The sequence below is a fragment of the Roseovarius sp. Pro17 genome, from assembly GCF_035599575.1.
GTDB lineage: Bacteria > Pseudomonadota > Alphaproteobacteria > Rhodobacterales > Rhodobacteraceae > Roseovarius.
This window is the reverse complement of the sequence record NZ_CP141179.1, coordinates 275,989-291,558: the sequence shown is the minus strand read 5'-3', so window position 1 is coordinate 291,558 and position 15,570 is coordinate 275,989. Positions and strand designations below refer to the sequence as shown.

General features: G+C 60.6%; 21 protein-coding genes. 11 read left to right on the top strand and 10 right to left on the bottom strand.

Translation table 11 applies throughout. From position 1 onward, the window contains the following. Position 1: 1 nt before the first annotated feature. Entirely contained in the window at positions 2 to 1,321 is a 1,320-nt protein-coding gene (locus U3654_RS01410) for an MATE family efflux transporter (RefSeq protein WP_324753584.1), read from the bottom strand. A gap of 248 nt (positions 1,322 to 1,569) precedes the next feature. Between U3654_RS01410 and U3654_RS01405 the strand changes: the two genes are divergently transcribed. From U3654_RS01405 to U3654_RS01395, 3 genes are all read left to right on the top strand, one after another. Then, complete coding sequence (locus U3654_RS01405) at positions 1,570 to 1,971, top strand: MerR family DNA-binding transcriptional regulator (RefSeq protein ID WP_324755353.1); 402 nt, start codon at positions 1,570 to 1,572, stop codon at positions 1,969 to 1,971. Between the two features lie 102 nt (positions 1,972 to 2,073). Then, on the top strand, positions 2,074 to 2,286 hold the full coding sequence (locus tag U3654_RS01400; protein ID WP_324753583.1) for a hypothetical protein: 213 nt from the start codon (positions 2,074 to 2,076) through the stop codon (positions 2,284 to 2,286). A gap of 93 nt (positions 2,287 to 2,379) precedes the next feature. Further along, the gene (locus U3654_RS01395) at positions 2,380 to 3,048 is read left to right on the top strand and encodes a glutathione S-transferase (RefSeq protein ID WP_324753582.1); all 669 of its coding nucleotides are present in this window, start codon (positions 2,380 to 2,382) and stop codon (positions 3,046 to 3,048) included. Between the two features lie 254 nt (positions 3,049 to 3,302). On the opposite strand, the gene U3654_RS01390 is transcribed toward U3654_RS01395, so the two are convergent. Together U3654_RS01390 and U3654_RS01385 are read right to left on the bottom strand one after the other, a co-directional pair. Continuing rightward, positions 3,303 to 3,500, bottom strand: a complete 198-nt coding sequence (locus tag U3654_RS01390) for a CsbD family protein (protein WP_324753581.1) — start codon at positions 3,498 to 3,500, stop codon at positions 3,303 to 3,305. Between the two features lie 106 nt (positions 3,501 to 3,606). Beyond that, the gene (locus U3654_RS01385) at positions 3,607 to 4,368 is read right to left on the bottom strand and encodes an NAD kinase (RefSeq protein ID WP_324753580.1); all 762 of its coding nucleotides are present in this window, start codon (positions 4,366 to 4,368) and stop codon (positions 3,607 to 3,609) included. A 179-nt stretch (positions 4,369 to 4,547) separates the two neighbouring features. Here U3654_RS01385 and glyA point away from each other — a divergent pair, with 179 nt between their 5' ends. Continuing rightward, complete coding sequence (gene glyA / locus U3654_RS01380; RefSeq protein WP_324753579.1) at positions 4,548 to 5,831, top strand: serine hydroxymethyltransferase; 1,284 nt, start codon at positions 4,548 to 4,550, stop codon at positions 5,829 to 5,831. A gap of 54 nt (positions 5,832 to 5,885) precedes the next feature. Here glyA and U3654_RS01375 read toward each other — a convergent pair whose 3' ends face one another. After that, a complete protein-coding gene (locus U3654_RS01375; protein ID WP_324753578.1) occupies positions 5,886 to 6,260 on the bottom strand; it encodes a hypothetical protein in 375 nt (124 codons plus the stop codon). A 93-nt stretch (positions 6,261 to 6,353) separates the two neighbouring features. On the opposite strand from U3654_RS01375, the gene U3654_RS01370 reads away from it, so the two are divergent. After that, complete coding sequence (locus U3654_RS01370; protein WP_324753577.1) at positions 6,354 to 7,112, top strand: alpha/beta fold hydrolase; 759 nt, start codon at positions 6,354 to 6,356, stop codon at positions 7,110 to 7,112. A gap of 56 nt (positions 7,113 to 7,168) precedes the next feature. On the opposite strand, the gene U3654_RS01365 is transcribed toward U3654_RS01370, so the two are convergent. Both U3654_RS01365 and thyX read right to left on the bottom strand, forming a co-directional pair. Further along, positions 7,169 to 7,828, bottom strand: a complete 660-nt coding sequence (locus U3654_RS01365; RefSeq protein WP_324753576.1) for a hypothetical protein — start codon at positions 7,826 to 7,828, stop codon at positions 7,169 to 7,171. Then, positions 7,821 to 8,729, bottom strand: a complete 909-nt coding sequence (thyX, locus tag U3654_RS01360; RefSeq protein ID WP_324753575.1) for an FAD-dependent thymidylate synthase — start codon at positions 8,727 to 8,729, stop codon at positions 7,821 to 7,823. Before thyX ends, U3654_RS01365 begins: the two co-directional genes overlap by 8 nt. Positions 8,730 to 8,893: 164 nt before the next feature. On the opposite strand from thyX, the gene U3654_RS01355 reads away from it, so the two are divergent. From U3654_RS01355 to U3654_RS01345, 3 genes are all read left to right on the top strand, one after another. Beyond that, the gene (locus tag U3654_RS01355; protein WP_324753574.1) at positions 8,894 to 9,322 is read left to right on the top strand and encodes a VOC family protein; all 429 of its coding nucleotides are present in this window, start codon (positions 8,894 to 8,896) and stop codon (positions 9,320 to 9,322) included. After that, positions 9,289 to 10,065, top strand: coding sequence for a DUF1194 domain-containing protein (locus U3654_RS01350; RefSeq protein WP_324753573.1), 777 nt, complete (start codon positions 9,289 to 9,291; stop codon positions 10,063 to 10,065). Before U3654_RS01355 ends, U3654_RS01350 begins: the two co-directional genes overlap by 34 nt. 67 nt (positions 10,066 to 10,132) lie before the next feature. Beyond that, positions 10,133 to 10,783, top strand: coding sequence for a DUF1194 domain-containing protein (locus U3654_RS01345; RefSeq protein ID WP_324753572.1), 651 nt, complete (start codon positions 10,133 to 10,135; stop codon positions 10,781 to 10,783). Between the two features lie 16 nt (positions 10,784 to 10,799). Here the strand turns inward: U3654_RS01345 and U3654_RS01340 are convergent, their stop codons facing one another. The 3 genes from U3654_RS01340 to U3654_RS01330 all read right to left on the bottom strand — a co-directional run bounded on the left by U3654_RS01340 (position 10,800) and on the right by U3654_RS01330 (position 12,082). Beyond that, positions 10,800 to 11,300, bottom strand: a complete 501-nt coding sequence (locus tag U3654_RS01340) for a MarR family winged helix-turn-helix transcriptional regulator (protein ID WP_416384542.1) — start codon at positions 11,298 to 11,300, stop codon at positions 10,800 to 10,802. A 127-nt stretch (positions 11,301 to 11,427) separates the two neighbouring features. Then, on the bottom strand, positions 11,428 to 11,688 hold the full coding sequence (locus tag U3654_RS01335; protein WP_324753571.1) for a succinate dehydrogenase assembly factor 2: 261 nt from the start codon (positions 11,686 to 11,688) through the stop codon (positions 11,428 to 11,430). Next, positions 11,672 to 12,082, bottom strand: a complete 411-nt coding sequence (locus U3654_RS01330) for a helix-turn-helix transcriptional regulator (protein WP_324753570.1) — start codon at positions 12,080 to 12,082, stop codon at positions 11,672 to 11,674. The genes U3654_RS01335 and U3654_RS01330 overlap by 17 nt, the downstream gene beginning before the upstream one ends. A 99-nt stretch (positions 12,083 to 12,181) precedes the next feature. On the opposite strand from U3654_RS01330, the gene U3654_RS01325 reads away from it, so the two are divergent. The 3 genes from U3654_RS01325 to U3654_RS01315 are packed head-to-tail and all read left to right on the top strand — an operon-like array spanning position 12,182 to position 14,162. Next, positions 12,182 to 13,384, top strand: coding sequence for a pyridoxal phosphate-dependent aminotransferase (locus U3654_RS01325; RefSeq protein ID WP_324753569.1), 1,203 nt, complete (start codon positions 12,182 to 12,184; stop codon positions 13,382 to 13,384). After that, positions 13,381 to 13,761: a bleomycin resistance protein gene (locus U3654_RS01320; RefSeq protein WP_324753568.1), complete on the top strand. Its 381-nt coding sequence runs from the start codon at positions 13,381 to 13,383 to the stop codon at positions 13,759 to 13,761. Before U3654_RS01325 ends, U3654_RS01320 begins: the two co-directional genes overlap by 4 nt. Then, positions 13,758 to 14,162, top strand: coding sequence for a hypothetical protein (locus U3654_RS01315; protein WP_324753567.1), 405 nt, complete (start codon positions 13,758 to 13,760; stop codon positions 14,160 to 14,162). The genes U3654_RS01320 and U3654_RS01315 overlap by 4 nt, the downstream gene beginning before the upstream one ends. Before the next feature lie 37 nt (positions 14,163 to 14,199). Here U3654_RS01315 and U3654_RS01310 read toward each other — a convergent pair whose 3' ends face one another. After that, on the bottom strand, positions 14,200 to 15,552 hold the full coding sequence (locus U3654_RS01310) for an MATE family efflux transporter (RefSeq protein WP_324753566.1): 1,353 nt from the start codon (positions 15,550 to 15,552) through the stop codon (positions 14,200 to 14,202). Positions 15,553 to 15,570 lie beyond the last annotated feature (18 nt).

The following is a 15,570-nucleotide window of genomic DNA, read 5'->3' as shown; positions in this document are numbered from 1 at the left end:
CCTAACCTGCCGCACGCTCCAGCGCCGGATAACGCGCGCCTAGGGTCGCGCCGCGAATTACAAAGCTGACCAGCAGCGCCATCCACAGGCCATGATTTCCAAAGATCGGCACCAGTGCCATCAATGCAGCGCCATAGACGACCAGCGACAGCGCCATCATGTTACGCATGTCGCGCGTCCGCGTCGCCCCGATAAAGATGCCGTCCAGCATCCACGCCGCCGCGCCAAAGATTGGCGCGGCCACCATGTAGGGCAAATACGTGCGCCCCGCGTCACGTACAGCATCCGACGCGGCCAGCGCGTCAATCGCAGCACCGCCGAAAAGGGCAAAGCACACTGCCAACAGCACGCCTGCGCCGACGCCCCATTGGCTGGTCAGGATTGATGCGCGCCTGACCGCACCCCGCGCCCGCGTGCCGATGGCGTGCCCTACCAGCGCCTCGGCAGCAAAGGCAAAGCCGTCCATGATGTAGGAACTGACGTGCAAGAACTGCACCAGCACCTGGTTGGCCGCCAGCGTCACATCGCCCAGATCGCTGCCCAGAAATATGAAGGACAGCATCACGACCTCCAGCATCGCCGAGCGCAGCAGGATATCTGTGTTCACCGAAGCAATCAGGCGCAGCCGCGCAGTATCAAAGATCAGCGCCCAGTTGCGCCACGCCGGCACCCGAAACGCATCCCGGCACAGATAGAACGCACATCCCATCCCCGCCCATTCCGCGACAAAGGTGGCCCATGCGACACCGCTCACCCCCCAGTTCAGCTCCAGCACGAACCATAGGTTCAGCGCGATGTTCAGCCCGTTCATCACCAGTTGGATGACCAGCACTGCGGCGGTCCGCTCCATCGCTATCAACCAGCCGGTCATGCCAAAGAGCGCAATCATGGCGGGCGCGCTCCAGACGCGGATCGCCATGTAATCCTGTGCCATCGCCTCGACCTCGGCGCTGGCGGGGGCCAGCGCAAATGCCCCGGCGAAGAGCGGCACATGCACCAGCACCACCAACACGCCACCAGCGATCCCGATCAGCAAGGAGCGCGTCAGCATTGCCGCGACCTCAGGCGTATCCCCTGCCCCACGCGCCTGCGCGGTCAGCCCGCTGGTTCCCATCCGCAGAAAGCCGAAGATCCAATATATCGCCGTCAGTATCACTGCGCCCACACCGACCGCCCCGATAGGCGCGGCTTGCCCTAACTGGCCGATCACACCGGTATCGACGATGCCCAGCAGCGGCACTGTCGCGTTTGACAAAACGATGGGCCAGGCGATGCGCAGCACACGCCGATGCGTCAGCCGGGCAGCGGCGGGCGCGCTCATCGGTAGACCTCGTTGTCAATCTGCGAATTGGCCACTGAAATTCTCCGCGCGTGCCGTTCAAGTCGCCCTTATTGGCCCCGGCCGCAGTCCGCGCAAGCCCGCTGCGCGTCAAAAGTACACGCAAAAGTGACCTAACGTCCGCTACCTCCTACTGGGCCCGCATATTGCAACTGCAGCATGGCAGGTTATCTGACACGCAACAGAGCGCAACGAGACAGATCAGGTTCCAGATGCCCATTGAATCCAAGATGCCCAGTGAAACGATGACCATTCGCCAGATGTGCGACACGTATGAGGTGACGCCCCGCACCCTCAGATTCTATGAGGCCAAAGAGTTGCTGGCCCCCATACGTCAGGGGCAGAGGCGGCTTTTCACCAAGCGCGATCGCGCCCGGCTTAAGTTGATCCTGCGCGGCAAGCGCTTTGGCTTTTCGCTGGAGCAGATCCGCCAGCTATTGGACCTCTACGACGCGGGCGATCAGCAACATACCCAGATTATGCGCACCCGCGAACTGGCCGGCGAGCGGCTTGAGGACATGATCCGCCAGCGCAGCGAGCTGGATGAGGCTATTGAGGAACTGCGCAACCAAATGGAATGTGCCGAGAAGATACTCTCTGCGCGCGAGACATCGTCTCACGCGGCCGAATGATTAGGCGCTATCCGGGGTGACGCGCCCGCGTCTGGCGGTTTAGACTGCAGGTGGCCTCGCGCGGATTTGCAGGGCTGCCACCGCCGCCGCAAGGAGCCGCCGATGCCAAAACGCTTTCGCATGACCAGACGCTTCAACGTCGCGATGACCGAAGACGGGTATCGACGCCTGCGCCGCCTCGCGCAAGAGGCTGGACTGGATGAGGGCGAGACGCTGTCGTTCCTCTTCGAGAACTTTGACAGCGTCATCAATGAGGATACATTTTCGCATAGATTGCGCCTCTTCAATTCCGAACTTGACGCGCGCAAACGCTAGCCCGGACCGTCGTAGGTGCGCACGCCTTTCATTGTTCCCCAAATACTCAAACCCGGCTGATATAACCGCAGGCTTTGCCCCGAAAGGACCACTATGACCATGAAACTCCATTGCATGGGCGAGTCGGGCAACGCCTACAAGGCGGCCCTGCCTTTGGCGCTCAGCGGCCTTGACTGGGCGCCGGTCTATGTCGATTTTTTCGGCGGCGAGACGCGCGGCGCGGCGTTCCGCAAGCTGAACGTGATGGGCGAGGTGCCGGTGCTGGTCGACGGCGACGAGGTGTTGACGCAATCGGGCCTCATCCAGATGTATATCTCGGAAAAATCGGGGAAATTTGGCGGTCAAAATGCTGCGGAGGCGCGCGATATCCTGCGCTGGGTGCTGTGGGACAATCACAAGCTCAGCAGCCAAGCGGGCATGACGCGCTTCCTCATGAACTTCCTCCCCGAGGCCAAGCGCAACGCAGACGTCATCGCCTTTGCCCAAGGACGGCTGGCCGGTGCCTACGCCACGCTCGACGCGCATCTGGGCGACCGTGACTGGATTGTCGGCGACGGACCCAGCAATGCCGATTTCAGTTGCTGCGGCTATCTGTTCTACCCCGAGCCGTTCGGGTTCGAGCGCGCGGAATGGCCCGCCATAGACCTTTGGCTGAGCCGGATCGAAGCGCTGCCGGGCTGGAAACATCCCTACGATCTGATGCCGGGTAGCCCCGCCGACCGCGCTAGATCTACGTCTTCGCTACCTCTACCGGATCCTTGATCAACCCGCTTTCGTCGGCGGCAGCATTTTACATGGCGGGTGGGCGATGTGTCGCCCGTCTAGCAATATCGACAACGTTAAAGGTGCATCCCGGCGAAACAAACGCGCTCAAATTTCAATGGGTGCTTGCGCGTCCAGCGATGCGCTTGGGTGTTTTGGCAAAAAATAACCAGACCCACTGATGCACAAAAAAGGCGGCCCCCTGGGGGACCACCTTTCCGATCATGACACTGATCTGCGGGGGACTTGCGCGCCTAGTGCTTAGCGGCGAACTCATCCACCTGACGCTCGGCTTCATCCTTGGCGATGCCGTAACGTTCCTGAACCTTGCCGACCAGCTTATCGCGCTCGCCTGCGGCTTGGGTGACGTCGTCGTCTGTCAGCTTGCCCCAGTTCGATTTCGCCTCACCAGTCAGCTGCTTCCAGTTACCTTTGATTGTATCCCAGTTCATTTTTTCTCTCCTCAAGGCTAGAATTTCTGCGGCTCGGACATGTCCAAGCCGTCACTGGCAATATAACGGGCTGCATCGCATATGGTTCCGAGCCACCGACGGGGTTTTAGACAAATTGTTCGCGCAGCAGTCGCTCTTCGAGGCCGTGCCCGGGATCAAACAGGATACGATGACCCATGCTGGGTTCTGACCGGATTTCGACCCAGAGCACATTCTCGACCGAGCGGCTGTCGGCGACAGCCATCACCGGACGCTTGTCCGGCTCGAGCGTGTCGAAACGCACCACAGCCGCCTTGGGCAAAAGCGCGCCGCGCCAGCGGCGGGGGCGAAAGGCCGCGACTGGCGTCAGCGCCAGCACATCCGCGCCTATCGGTAGGATGGGGCCATGTGCGCTGTAATTATATGCGGTCGATCCGGCGGGCGTTGCCACCATTGCACCGTCGCAAACAAGTTCCTCAAGCCGCACGAGCCCGTCGACCGATATGCGCAGCAGCGCCGCCTGTGGACCACCACGCAACAGCGACACTTCGTTGATCGCCAGCGCGTGGTGCTGCGTACCATTCACGGATTCCGCACGCATCGAAAGGGGGCTTATCACCTCCTCGCACGCCGCCGCGAGCCGCTCCATCAGGTCGGGCGCGCTGTATTCGTTCATGAGAAAGCCGACCGTGCCGCGGTTCATCCCGTAAACCGGCACATCCAGCCCTTGGGTCCGGTGCAGCGTCTGCAACATAAAGCCGTCACCGCCCAGCGCCACGATCACATCCGCTGCATCCTCGGGCGCATCGCCATAGCGCGCGATCAGTGCCACACGCGCCGCCTGCGCTATTGGCGCGTCACTGGCCAGAAAGTTGATGCGTCGCGTCATAGGCCGTTCATCCGTCTCACTTTCGTCAATTCCATCCGAAGCGGCAATGACACCACAGTTTGCGCGGCACTACCAGTACTGCCGCATTGCCGAAAGATATTGTCGCATTCCCGACTTACATCAGAAGATTGTTTCGGATAGAAAATTGGCCAACGTCAAATCAACTAAGGAGCCACCCCATGGCCGACTCCGGTTTTTTCACTCAGTCCCTCTCTGACCGCGACCCCGAGGTTTATAACTCGATCACCAACGAACTGGGTCGCCAGCGCAGCGAGATTGAGCTGATCGCGTCCGAAAACATCGTTTCGGCAGCGGTCATGGAGGCCCAAGGGTCGGTCATGACCAATAAATACGCCGAAGGGTATCCGGGCCGGCGCTATTACGGCGGCTGCCAGTATGTTGACGTGGCCGAAAATCTGGCGATCGAACGGGCGTGCAAGCTGTTCGGGTGCGGTTTTGCCAACGTTCAGCCGAACTCGGGCAGCCAGGCCAACCAAGGCGTCATGCAAGCGCTGCTTCAGCCCGGCGACACCATTTTGGGCATGAGCCTTGATGCGGGTGGCCACCTGACCCACGGTGCCGCCCCGAACCAGTCGGGCAAATGGTTCAACGCCGTGCAATACGGCGTGCGCCGCGACACGCTGGATGTGGACTATGATCAAATGGAGGCGCTCGCCAAAGAGCATAAGCCGAAAATGATCATCGCTGGCGGTAGCGCCATCCCCCGCCATCTGGATTTCAAGCGCATCCGCGAGATCGCCGATATGGTCGACGCCTACGTTCTGGCCGACGTCGCGCATTTCGCTGGCCTTATCGCGGCGGGTGAATACCCATCGCCCTTCCCGCACTCGCATGTTGCCACCACGACCACGCACAAGACATTGCGCGGGCCGCGCGGCGGCATGATCCTGACCAATGACGAAAAGCTGGCGAAAAAATTCAACTCGGCCATCTTTCCCGGAATTCAGGGCGGCCCCCTGATGCACGTGATCGCGGGCAAGGCCGTCGCCTTTGGCGAGGCGCTGCGCCCCGAATTCAAGGGCTACATCCAGCAGGTCGTCAAGAACGCGCAGGCGCTGGCCGATCAGCTGATGAAAGGTGGCCTTGATATCGTCACCGGCGGCACCGACACGCATCTGATGCTGGTCGATCTGCGCCCCAAGAAGGTCACCGGCAACATCGCCGACGCCGCACTGGGCCGCGCGCACATCACTTGCAACAAGAACGGCGTGCCATTTGACCCCGAAAAGCCGACCGTAACCAGCGGCCTGCGTCTGGGTAGCCCGGCAGGCACGACGCGCGGCTTCAAAGAGGCCGAGTTCCGCCAGATCGGCGATTGGATCGTCGAGGTTGTCGATGGTCTGGCCGCCAATGGCGCCGATGGCAATGACGCGGTCGAGGCAAAGGTGCGCAAGGGAGTTGCACAAATGTGCGAACGCTTCCCGCTTTATCCCAACCTTTAAGAAATAAACTTGCACGAATGCGGCGTCGCTGGAAACAGCGGCGCCGTTCGCGTTTTAGATCAGGCCGCGCCAGCGCATGAAGGCGATCAGCAGAACCGCCAGCAACAGCAGGTTGCCCACCGCACTGCCCGCAAAGCCCAGCAGCCGGTCCATGCGTCGCTCTGACGCGTTAATCTTGTCCAGATGCGCGCCCAGTTCCTTTAGCGCGGCCTCGGCTTCGGTTCGGCTGACCAGCCGCCGCAGCCGGGGATGCGCCACCATCGCCTGCAACTCGACCAGACGCCGACCGGCCTGCCGCGCAGGCTTGGGCAGATCGCGCCCGGCCCGTTTCAACCGCGTGGCAAAATTACGCCCCCGCACACCAAGGCGCGCGCGCAGCTTATTCGCCGCCGCATCTATGTCGTTCTGAAACAGCTTTGGATCGATCATACTGCGCCCCTATTCCGGCGCGACACTATCCGCCGCGTTGACCAAGCTCAATGGGGCTGGAACGGGGCGCGCGAGCGCGGTATCACCGACCCCATGTTGAACATAATCGACCACGGCACCCGCACCGACGCGCCCACCTTGCTGATCGCGCACGGCCTCTATGGGTCGGCCCGCAACTGGGGCGTGATCGCCAAGCGGCTGTCCGATACCCGCCGCGTCGTCGCCGTCGACATGCGCAATCATGGCGAGAGCGATTGGCAGGATACGCACAGCTACGCGGACCTTGCCGCCGATCTGGCCGAAGTCTGCGAGGCGCTGGACGGCCCCGTCGATGTGCTGGGCCATTCAATGGGCGGCAAGGCGGCGATGACGCTGGCCCTGACACAGCCCGAGCTGGTGAATAGCCTGATCGTCGCCGATATCGCACCGGTCGCCTATACCCACAGCCAGATCAAATACATAGACGCTATGCGTAATGTAGACCTCGCCGGGATCGAGCGACGCAGCGACGCTGCCGCATTGCTGGAGCCTATGGTGGATACCCCCGCGCTAGTGCCTTTCTTCCTCCAATCGCTGGATGTTGCGGAGCGGCGCTGGCGATTGAATTTAGACGTTCTGGCCGAGGAAATGCCAAAGATCATGGGCTTTCCTGAGGTGGAGGGTGGCTATGACTGCCCCACCCTGTTCCTGTCGGGCGATCAGTCGGACTATGTGCTGCCTGAACACCGCGACGTTATCAAGCCGCTGTTTCCAAAGGCCCGGTTCATGGCGCTGAAGGGTGCGGGGCATTGGCTGCATGCCGAGGAACCGCGGGCGTTTGTGGATGTGGTGGGAGGGTGGTTGGAGCGGTAGTCTCTCCAAGTTTAACACTCACGATACGGCACGCTTCGGCACCGAATAATGAAGTTTCAGTTAAGCCTACTCTCTGAAAGAGAGTTCAATACCAGAAAGTGAAGAAAGTTTTTTCCAGTCTCAGTTATGCTTATTGCGTCGCCCTTCTTGTCAATGAAGCGCCACACAAAAAGGTAATCCAAATACCTTTTTAAAGTCCAGTTTTCAAGAGCTGGCTGTTCGCGCTTTAACTCCGTGAACATTTCCTCGGCCTCTTCGACAGAAATACTTCTTGAATTCAGCTCATGCAACGCTCTAATTTGGCTGCCAAATATATTAGCATAAGCAATCGCAAAAAGCTTCTGCATCTGCTGTTGAGTAAGTGATCTTAGTAGCACCTTCTCTCGCTTCCTACTGTCTTCTGGATCGAGATTATTTAGATCTTCAAGGTTGGCCTCCTCAATTTGCCTCGCAACTGGATCAGTTAGTTTATCCGCATTTCCCTTCTGCAGAATCTCTTTGTCCAATTCCTTCGGATCGTTCGTTTGCTGCACTGGATGAGAAATCTCCACCCCGGCCAAGCTAACTTTACTTATTCGCGGTATGAGAGTTCTTACTTCTTTAGAAAACCAAAATGCAACCAAGATTACCGCGCCAGGCCAAGCTGTCGCCTTGAAAAACGCGACAATAAATTCACCTAGCGGTATCCAATAAATCGCGCTGATTAAGTCACTCACTCAACAACCCCTCAAACTCCCGCCATTCCCCCTTGCTCATCCCCGAGTTCTCCTGCGTCACCTCTTCGCCCTTCAGCATCCGGCGGACGCAGTCCAGTGCGGTGGCGGACATCTGCGCGCCGCCCATGCGGTAATCCTCAAACGCGCGGTAGGCGAAGGGCACCCAGTCGGCGACGATCTTGCAGATTTCATCGGCATAAACGCGGATTTCGTATTGGGCGTGGGCGTCGGCGCGAAGGCGCAGGAAGTGCAGCAGGTTGTGCAGATCGACCTTCCAGTACCATTGCGTATAGATGTTGGCGGGCAGGTTCATGCGCGCCAACTCGCGCGCGAGGCCCTGTTGGCCCTCGTCAGAGATCATCGCCTCGTAGTGGTCATACGCGCGCATCGCGTCATCGGTGAGGTATTTCAGCACGCGCTGCGCCTCCTCCCCCTCCAGCAAATCGCCACGCCCCTGATTATTAACCACAGACTGCGCGTTCAGCGCATCGGGCGCGGGGATATAAAATTCGCGGTCGAGGATCGAATAGCGGGCCGAGTATTCGTTGACGTTGGCGGTGCGGTGACGAATCCACTGGCGCGCGACGAAAACAGGCAGTTTGACGTGCAACTTGATCTCGCACATCTCGAACGGGGTCGAATGCCAGTGGCGCATGAGGTAGCGGATCAACCCCTCGTCGTTCTGCACGGATTTCGTGCCCTTGCCGTAGCTGACGCGCGCTGCCTGCGTGATCGCCGCGTCGTCGCCCATATAATCGATGACGCGCACAAAACCGTGATCCAGCACGGGGTAGGCGGTATAAAGATGCGCCTCCATCCCATGCGCCGTAGCACGCAGGGTGGTTTGCGGCGTCGCGCGCTGCGCGTCGATTTCGGCTGTCTGCTCGGGGGTGAGGGGCATGGGCTGGTCCTTTGGCGCGGCGTGAATGGCTGAGTCGATTGCAAATCTGTCTAGCCGCAGATCGCCGTGAAATAAAGGCAGACCGCGCAGCGTCGCGCCGGAGGTGGACGCAGCCGCAGATCCTTCTAGGATAGAATGTAAGCAAGACTGCAAAGGAGACAGCAATGACGACACGATATCTGCACACCATGGTCCGCGTAAAAGACCTTGAGAAATCCATGGCATTCTATGAACTTCTGGGTCTGCGCGAGATAAGGCGCATGGACAACGAGGACGGCCGCTTCTCCCTGATTTTTATGGCGCCCGAGGGGCAGGACGAGTGCCCCGTCGAGATGACGTATAATTGGGACGGCGACGACAAGCTGCCCGACGACAGCCGCCATTTCGGTCATCTGGCCTACCGCGTGGACAATATTTACGACATGTGCGCACATCTGCAAAAGAACGGCGTGACGATAAATCGCCCGCCACGCGACGGGCATATGGCGTTTGTGCGCAGCCCCGACAACATCTCGATCGAGCTGTTGCAGGCCGGCGATGCCCTAGACAAGGCCGAGCCGTGGGCCAGCATGGAAAACACGGGGCATTGGTAAAAGAAGTCTCGATAAGCAGGACGCTGACAGGCTCCGCAATTGCAGGCCTGTCGGCTATTTTAGCGCTGTTATGGGCGACGGCTGCCGTTGCCCAATCCCAGTGCCGCCTTGCGTTGGTGTTGGCGCTGGATGTGTCAGCATCGGTGGATGTCGAGGAATACGATCTGCAACGGCTGGGCCTTGCTGCCGCGCTGGACGCGCCGGACGTGAGGGGCGCCATACTGCGTGGCCAAGGTGGCCCGGTCGCGCTGGCCGTGTTCGAATGGTCCGGACGATTTCAGCAGCGGATACATATGGACTGGACCGTGCTCGACAGTCACGCCGAAATTGATCGGGCGGTGCTCGCCCTCGGAAACATAACCCGCAGCTTCGAGGGATTTCCTACGTCCGTAGGTGAGGCCTTGGGGTATGCGGCGTCGCTGCTGAAACGCGGTCCGCAGTGCGACCGCCGCGTGATCGACATGTCCGGCGACGGCATCAACAACTACGGTTACGCGCCCAAGTTCGCCTATCGCCATTTTCCTTTGCAGGACGTTCAGGTCAATGGGCTGGTTGTCCTAGGTGACGATCGCGAAGTCGAGGCGTTCTACCGCCGTGAGGTCGTGCATGGTCCGGGCGCATTTGTCGAGCTGTCGGATGGGTTCGACGGGTTTCGCGCGGCGATGACGCGCAAGCTGTTTCGCGAGATCAATGATCTGGTGCTGGGCGCACGCGCCGCGCCGCGCCCGTCGCCACATGGCTAAGTGCGGCGCGGCCCTCGCGTTGGCCGCAATGCTGTTATGTGCGGCACCCGCTGAGAGCGCTTGCCGGATGGCTCTCGCCTTGGGGCTGGACGTGTCGGGGTCAGTTGATAATGCCGAAAACCGCCTTCAGTTGGACGGCCTCGCCGCCGCGCTGGAGCATCCCGAAACGCAGAGCGCTCTCTTTGGCACTCCGGGCACGACCGTGGCCCTAGCGGTCTATCAATGGGGTGCGCCGGACCAGCAAGACGTGCTGATAGACTGGACCCAAATCACCGGGCAGTCACAACTGGCCCATGTCGTGGGCCGCCTGCGCAGCACCGACAGTCGATTCGTTGACCCCTATACTGGGTTGGGTGCCGCATTGGTGTTTGGCGCAAACATGCTGGCTGAACGCGAAGATTGCTGGAAGCACACGCTGGACATTTCCGGCGATGGGCCGTCGAACGCAGGCCCGCCTCCCGACTCAGTCACGCTAACGGCGCGGCCCCGGGTTACTGTGAACGCGCTGGTGATAAACCCCACTGGACGCGACAACGTGACCAAGGATCTGACCCATACGCGCACCCTGCTGGACCACTACCGCACCGATGTGGTGCGCGGGCCCGGCGCCTTTGTCGAAACGGCGCAGGACTTTGACGATTTCGAGGATGCCATGATCCGCAAGTTGAGGCGCGAGTTGCGCCCCCTTGCCTTGTCACAGTTGCGCGCGAGCCGGTGAGGCGCGCCGCCCACCCTCAGTAGATGTAGCGGATCTGATCGGTCCAGTACCGTTCGACCCGGCGCAGCGATCCAGCGATCTGGTCGATCCCGTCCGCGCCGAGAACACCGCGCGCCTGCAATCCTTCGGCGTGACGGCCGAACAGGTCAGTCACCACATCGCGGATCTCGCGCCCGCGCGGCGTCAGCCGGACACGGACCGAACGGCGGTCGATCTCGCAGCGTTGATGGTGCATATACTCCATCTCGACCAGCTTCTTCAGATTGTAGCTAACATTGCTGCCCTGATAGTAGCCGCGCGATTTCAGCTCACCGGCCGTCACCTCATTGTCGCCGATGTTGAACAGCAAGAGCGCCTGAACGGCGTTGATGTCCAGAACGCCGACGCGTTCAAATTCATCCTTGATCACATCCAGAAGCAACCGGTGAAGCCGCTCGACCAGCGACAAGGCGTCCAGATATCCGGCCATGAAACCCTTGTCCTCAGTGGGGGGGGTCATGGATTTGTGCATGCTCATTTCTTTCTCCGTGCAAAACCTGCCTGAGAACAGAAGCTGAACTAAATTGCCGAATAATCGGTTAAACGCAGCCAAGAAAACGCTTTTACCGATAAAATGCTAACTATTTCACCAAAAACGCCCGATTTCAGGCCGTGTCCGGCACCGCCGCAATGTCGTCGATCATGGCACCATATTGCGCGGGCGGCGCGATTTGTCCGCTGACCCACTGGTAGAGATCCTGATCGTTCTCGTCGAGCAGCGCGTCGTAGACGTCAAGCTCCGCATCGCTCAGCCCCTCCAGCCGAGCGCGTGAATAACGCATCAGGATGATGTCCATCTCGCGGATACCCCGCCGCATCGAGCGCATGGTCAGCCTGCGCAGGCGGATGTCACGCGGCTCCGTCATCGTCGTCCTTGAGCAGCGCGTGCAGCTCTTCTTCGACGCGGGCCAACCGCTCGGCGTTCAGCGCCATCTGGGCCGAAATCGCGCGGATTTCATCCAGCAGCTGGTGACTGCCGCGCACATAGCTATTCGCGATCCCCGGCTCGCCCGGGCCGTCGCCCTCGCCGGTAAGCAGCCACAGCAGCGACACGTTCAACAGGCCCGCCAGCATCGACAGACGCATGGCGCGCGGACCGCGCAGGTCGTTTTCCCAATCATCCATCGTCTTTTTCTTGACGCCGAGTCGTTTGGCCAGCTGCGCCTGTGTCATCCCGGCCATTTCGCGCGCACCAGCCAGCCGATCGCCAAACGTGGTCGCCTCGGGATCGAACCATTTTTCCTCAGTTTCGGCAGTCATATTCACATCCTCCATGCAGCCTCGTCTTTTATCGTGCTTGATCAGGCTTGCCGCGCAACCTAGAACAGCGACGCCGAACTATCAAATCCGGAGACCGCCATGACCAGCCTGTCCAAGACCTTGTCGCGCGTGAAGCCCTCACCCACCATCGCCGTCAGCACCAAGGCGCGCGAGTTGAAAGAGGCCGGGCGCGACGTCATCGGTCTGGGCGCAGGCGAGCCGGATTTCGACACGCCCGAGAATATCCGCGAGGCCGGCAAGCGCGCCATCGACGAGGGCAAGACGCGCTATACCGCCCCCGACGGCATGCCCGAGCTAAAGCAGGCGATCTGCGCCAAGCTCAAGCGCGACAACAATCTGGATTATAGCCCCGCTCAGGTCAGCGTCGGCACCGGCGGCAAACAGATCCTCTATAACGCCTTTATGGCCACCCTGAACCCCGGTGACGAGGTTATCATCCCCGCACCCTACTGGGTCAGCTATCCCGACATGGTCCTGCTGGCAGGCGGCGAGCCGGTGTTCATCGAGGCAAGCATGGACACCGCCTACAAGATAACTGCCGATCAGCTTGAGGCGGCGATCACGCCGAAAACCAAGTGGTTTATCTTTAACTCGCCGTCAAATCCGACAGGTGCGGGCTATACATGGGACGAGTTGAAGGCGCTGACTGACGTGCTGCTGCGCCACCCCCACGTCATGATCATGACCGACGACATGTACGAACATCTCGTCTTTGGCGATTTCAAATTCTGCACCCCTGCCGAGGTGGAGCCACAGCTTTATGACCGCACGCTGACCTGCAATGGTGTCAGCAAGGCCTACGCGATGACCGGCTGGCGCATCGGCTATGCCGCTGGTCCCGAATACCTGATCGCCGCCATGCGCAAGATCCAGAGCCAGAGCACGTCGAACCCCTGCAGCATCAGCCAGTGGGCCGCCCTCGAGGCGCTGAACGGCACGCAGGATTTCATCCCCAAGCACAACGAGATTTTTCAGCGTCGCCGCGATCTGGTGGTCGGGATGCTGAACGACGCGATCGGCATTGAATGCCCGGTCCCCGAAGGCGCGTTCTATGTCTATCCGTCTATCAAGGGCTGCATCGGCAAGACGACGCCGGGCGGAACCAAGATCACCGACGACGAGGTCTTTGCGACCGCACTGCTCGAGGACAAGGGCGTCGCCGTCGTCTTTGGCGCGGCCTTCGGCCTATCGCCCAACTTTCGCGTCAGCTACGCTACCTCAGACGACGCGCTGCGCGAGGCTTGCACGCGGATTCAGGATTTCTGCAAAGGACTGTCATGACCTCAGACCGGATCACCGCAAACCTGCCCAGCCGAGACTTCGACATCACCGAGCAGTTTTATGGAACGCTGGGATTTCAGACGGTATATCGCGGTGAGAGATGGATGATCCTCGCTCGAAAGGGGATGGAAGTGGAGTTTTTTCCCCACCCCGATCTTGACGCTTCGGGAAGCTGGTTTTCCGCTTGCATGAGGCTGAACGACATAGACGCCGTGCAGGCCGAATGGCTGGATAAGGGCATTGCAACCCAAGGCGATGCCTTCCCCAGAATGGGGGCGGCACCCATTGTTCTGGGCGGGGATGCGCCGCGCATGTTTACCCTGCACGACCCCGACGGATCACTCTGGCGCGTGCTTGATAACGGCGACACGGCATGACCGAAGAGCTGCCCGACTATTATTTCAGGGTGCGCGAAAACGGGGCTTTCGTTTACCGTGTCGACACCGAAAACCGCCAACGCCGGATCGACCTGGACCAGATCGCCGTAGTCAATATCCGCAAGGGCGAGATCAAGCCCCATGGCGAGCGCGAGTTGTCTGACGAGGATATCACCGTCATCCGCGACTGGATCGCCGAGCGGCTTGAACTGATGGAGTATCGCGACATCGACGATATTCACCGCGCGGTGGACTACCTCAACACGACCGCGCATTGGGTCCAAAGCAAGGCAACGGACGCGCAGCTGGATGCCGTCACCGATGCGCTACTGCTGGCGATGCACGATCTACGCACAGTTCTGGTGCGCAAAAAGGCTGATCGACTGTTAAGCGAGGATTGAAGCCGGCATTCGTCCTGCCGGAGTGGCGAGCGTCACGTCACCCCTCCCACCGTTCCGTCCAGCGCCAGAACCGCACGCCTAATAGCACCGCCGCCACCACCAGCCCGATGGCCAGCCCGATCCACACGCCGATCCCGCCCATTGCCATGGGAAATCCCAACACATAGCTGGCGGGTATCCCGATCACCCAATAGCTGATCCCGGCGATGATCATCGGCGCGCGCGTATCACGCACAGCGCGCAAGAGGCCCAGCGCCATGGCCTGCCCCGCATCCGCAAGTTGAAACACTGCCGCCGCGGCCAGCAGCCCTGTGCCGATGACGATGACGGCAGCGCGGTCAGGCTCGGACGGACTGAGAAAGACCGAGATCAGCCATGTCGGCATCGCAACGAACGCCGCCGCCGTCACAAGAGCAAAGCCGCCCGACAACGCCGCCGCCACGACCGCACCCGAGCGAAGCGCAGGCCTGTCGCGCCGCCCATAAGATTGCCCCGCACGCACTGTGGCCGCATTGGACAGGCCCAGATGGATCATGAAGGTCAGCGATACCAGTTGCATCGCGATCCCATGCGCCGCCAGTTGCAAGGTGCCCAGCCAGCCCATCATCACCGATGACGCGGCAAACAGCCCCGTTTCCAAAAGGTTCGTCACCCCGATCGGCCAGCCCAGCCGGAAAACGTCGCGCAACGCCTCCCAATCAGGGCGCCAGACACGGCTGAACAGCGCATGCTCAGGTGTTGCGATGGCGACGTAGATGCACAGCCCCGCCAACGTAGCCGAGGTAACGCCCAGCGACGCAAAGGCAGCGCCCCGTACGCCCATCTCGGGAAACCCGAAATTGCCGAAGATCAGCGCGTAGTTAACGCACGCGTTCAACGCCACGCCCCCCAGTGTCAGCCATAGCACGACCTGCGTCCGCTCCAATGCTGCGAGGTAGGATTTCAGCACCATCACCATCAGCGCGGGCACAATCACCCAGCCCCCGATGCGCAGGTAGTCAGCCGCCAAAGCCGATATCAGCGGCTGTTGATCCAGCGCCAGAAACAGCGCCTCGGATGTGACCATTACCGGCAGCACCAGCGCGGCAAAGATCAGCGAAGCCCAGCAGCCCATGCGTGTGATGCGCCTGACCTGCCGGTCGTCGCCCTCGGCGCAGGCGGTCGCGACCATGGGCATGACGGCAAAGGCAAAGCCCGACCCCATGATGAAGAAGATGAAAAAGAACGTATGTGCCAGAACCTGCGCCGCCAGCGCTTCGACGCTGTACCAGCCCAGCATGATGGAATCTGTCAGGTGGATCGCCATCTGCGCCAGATGACTGCCGATCAACGGCATGCCCAGCGACAATAGTGAGCGCGCATCGCGGCGATATGATGGGGCGGCTTGCATGATCGGGCGGACTCGGGT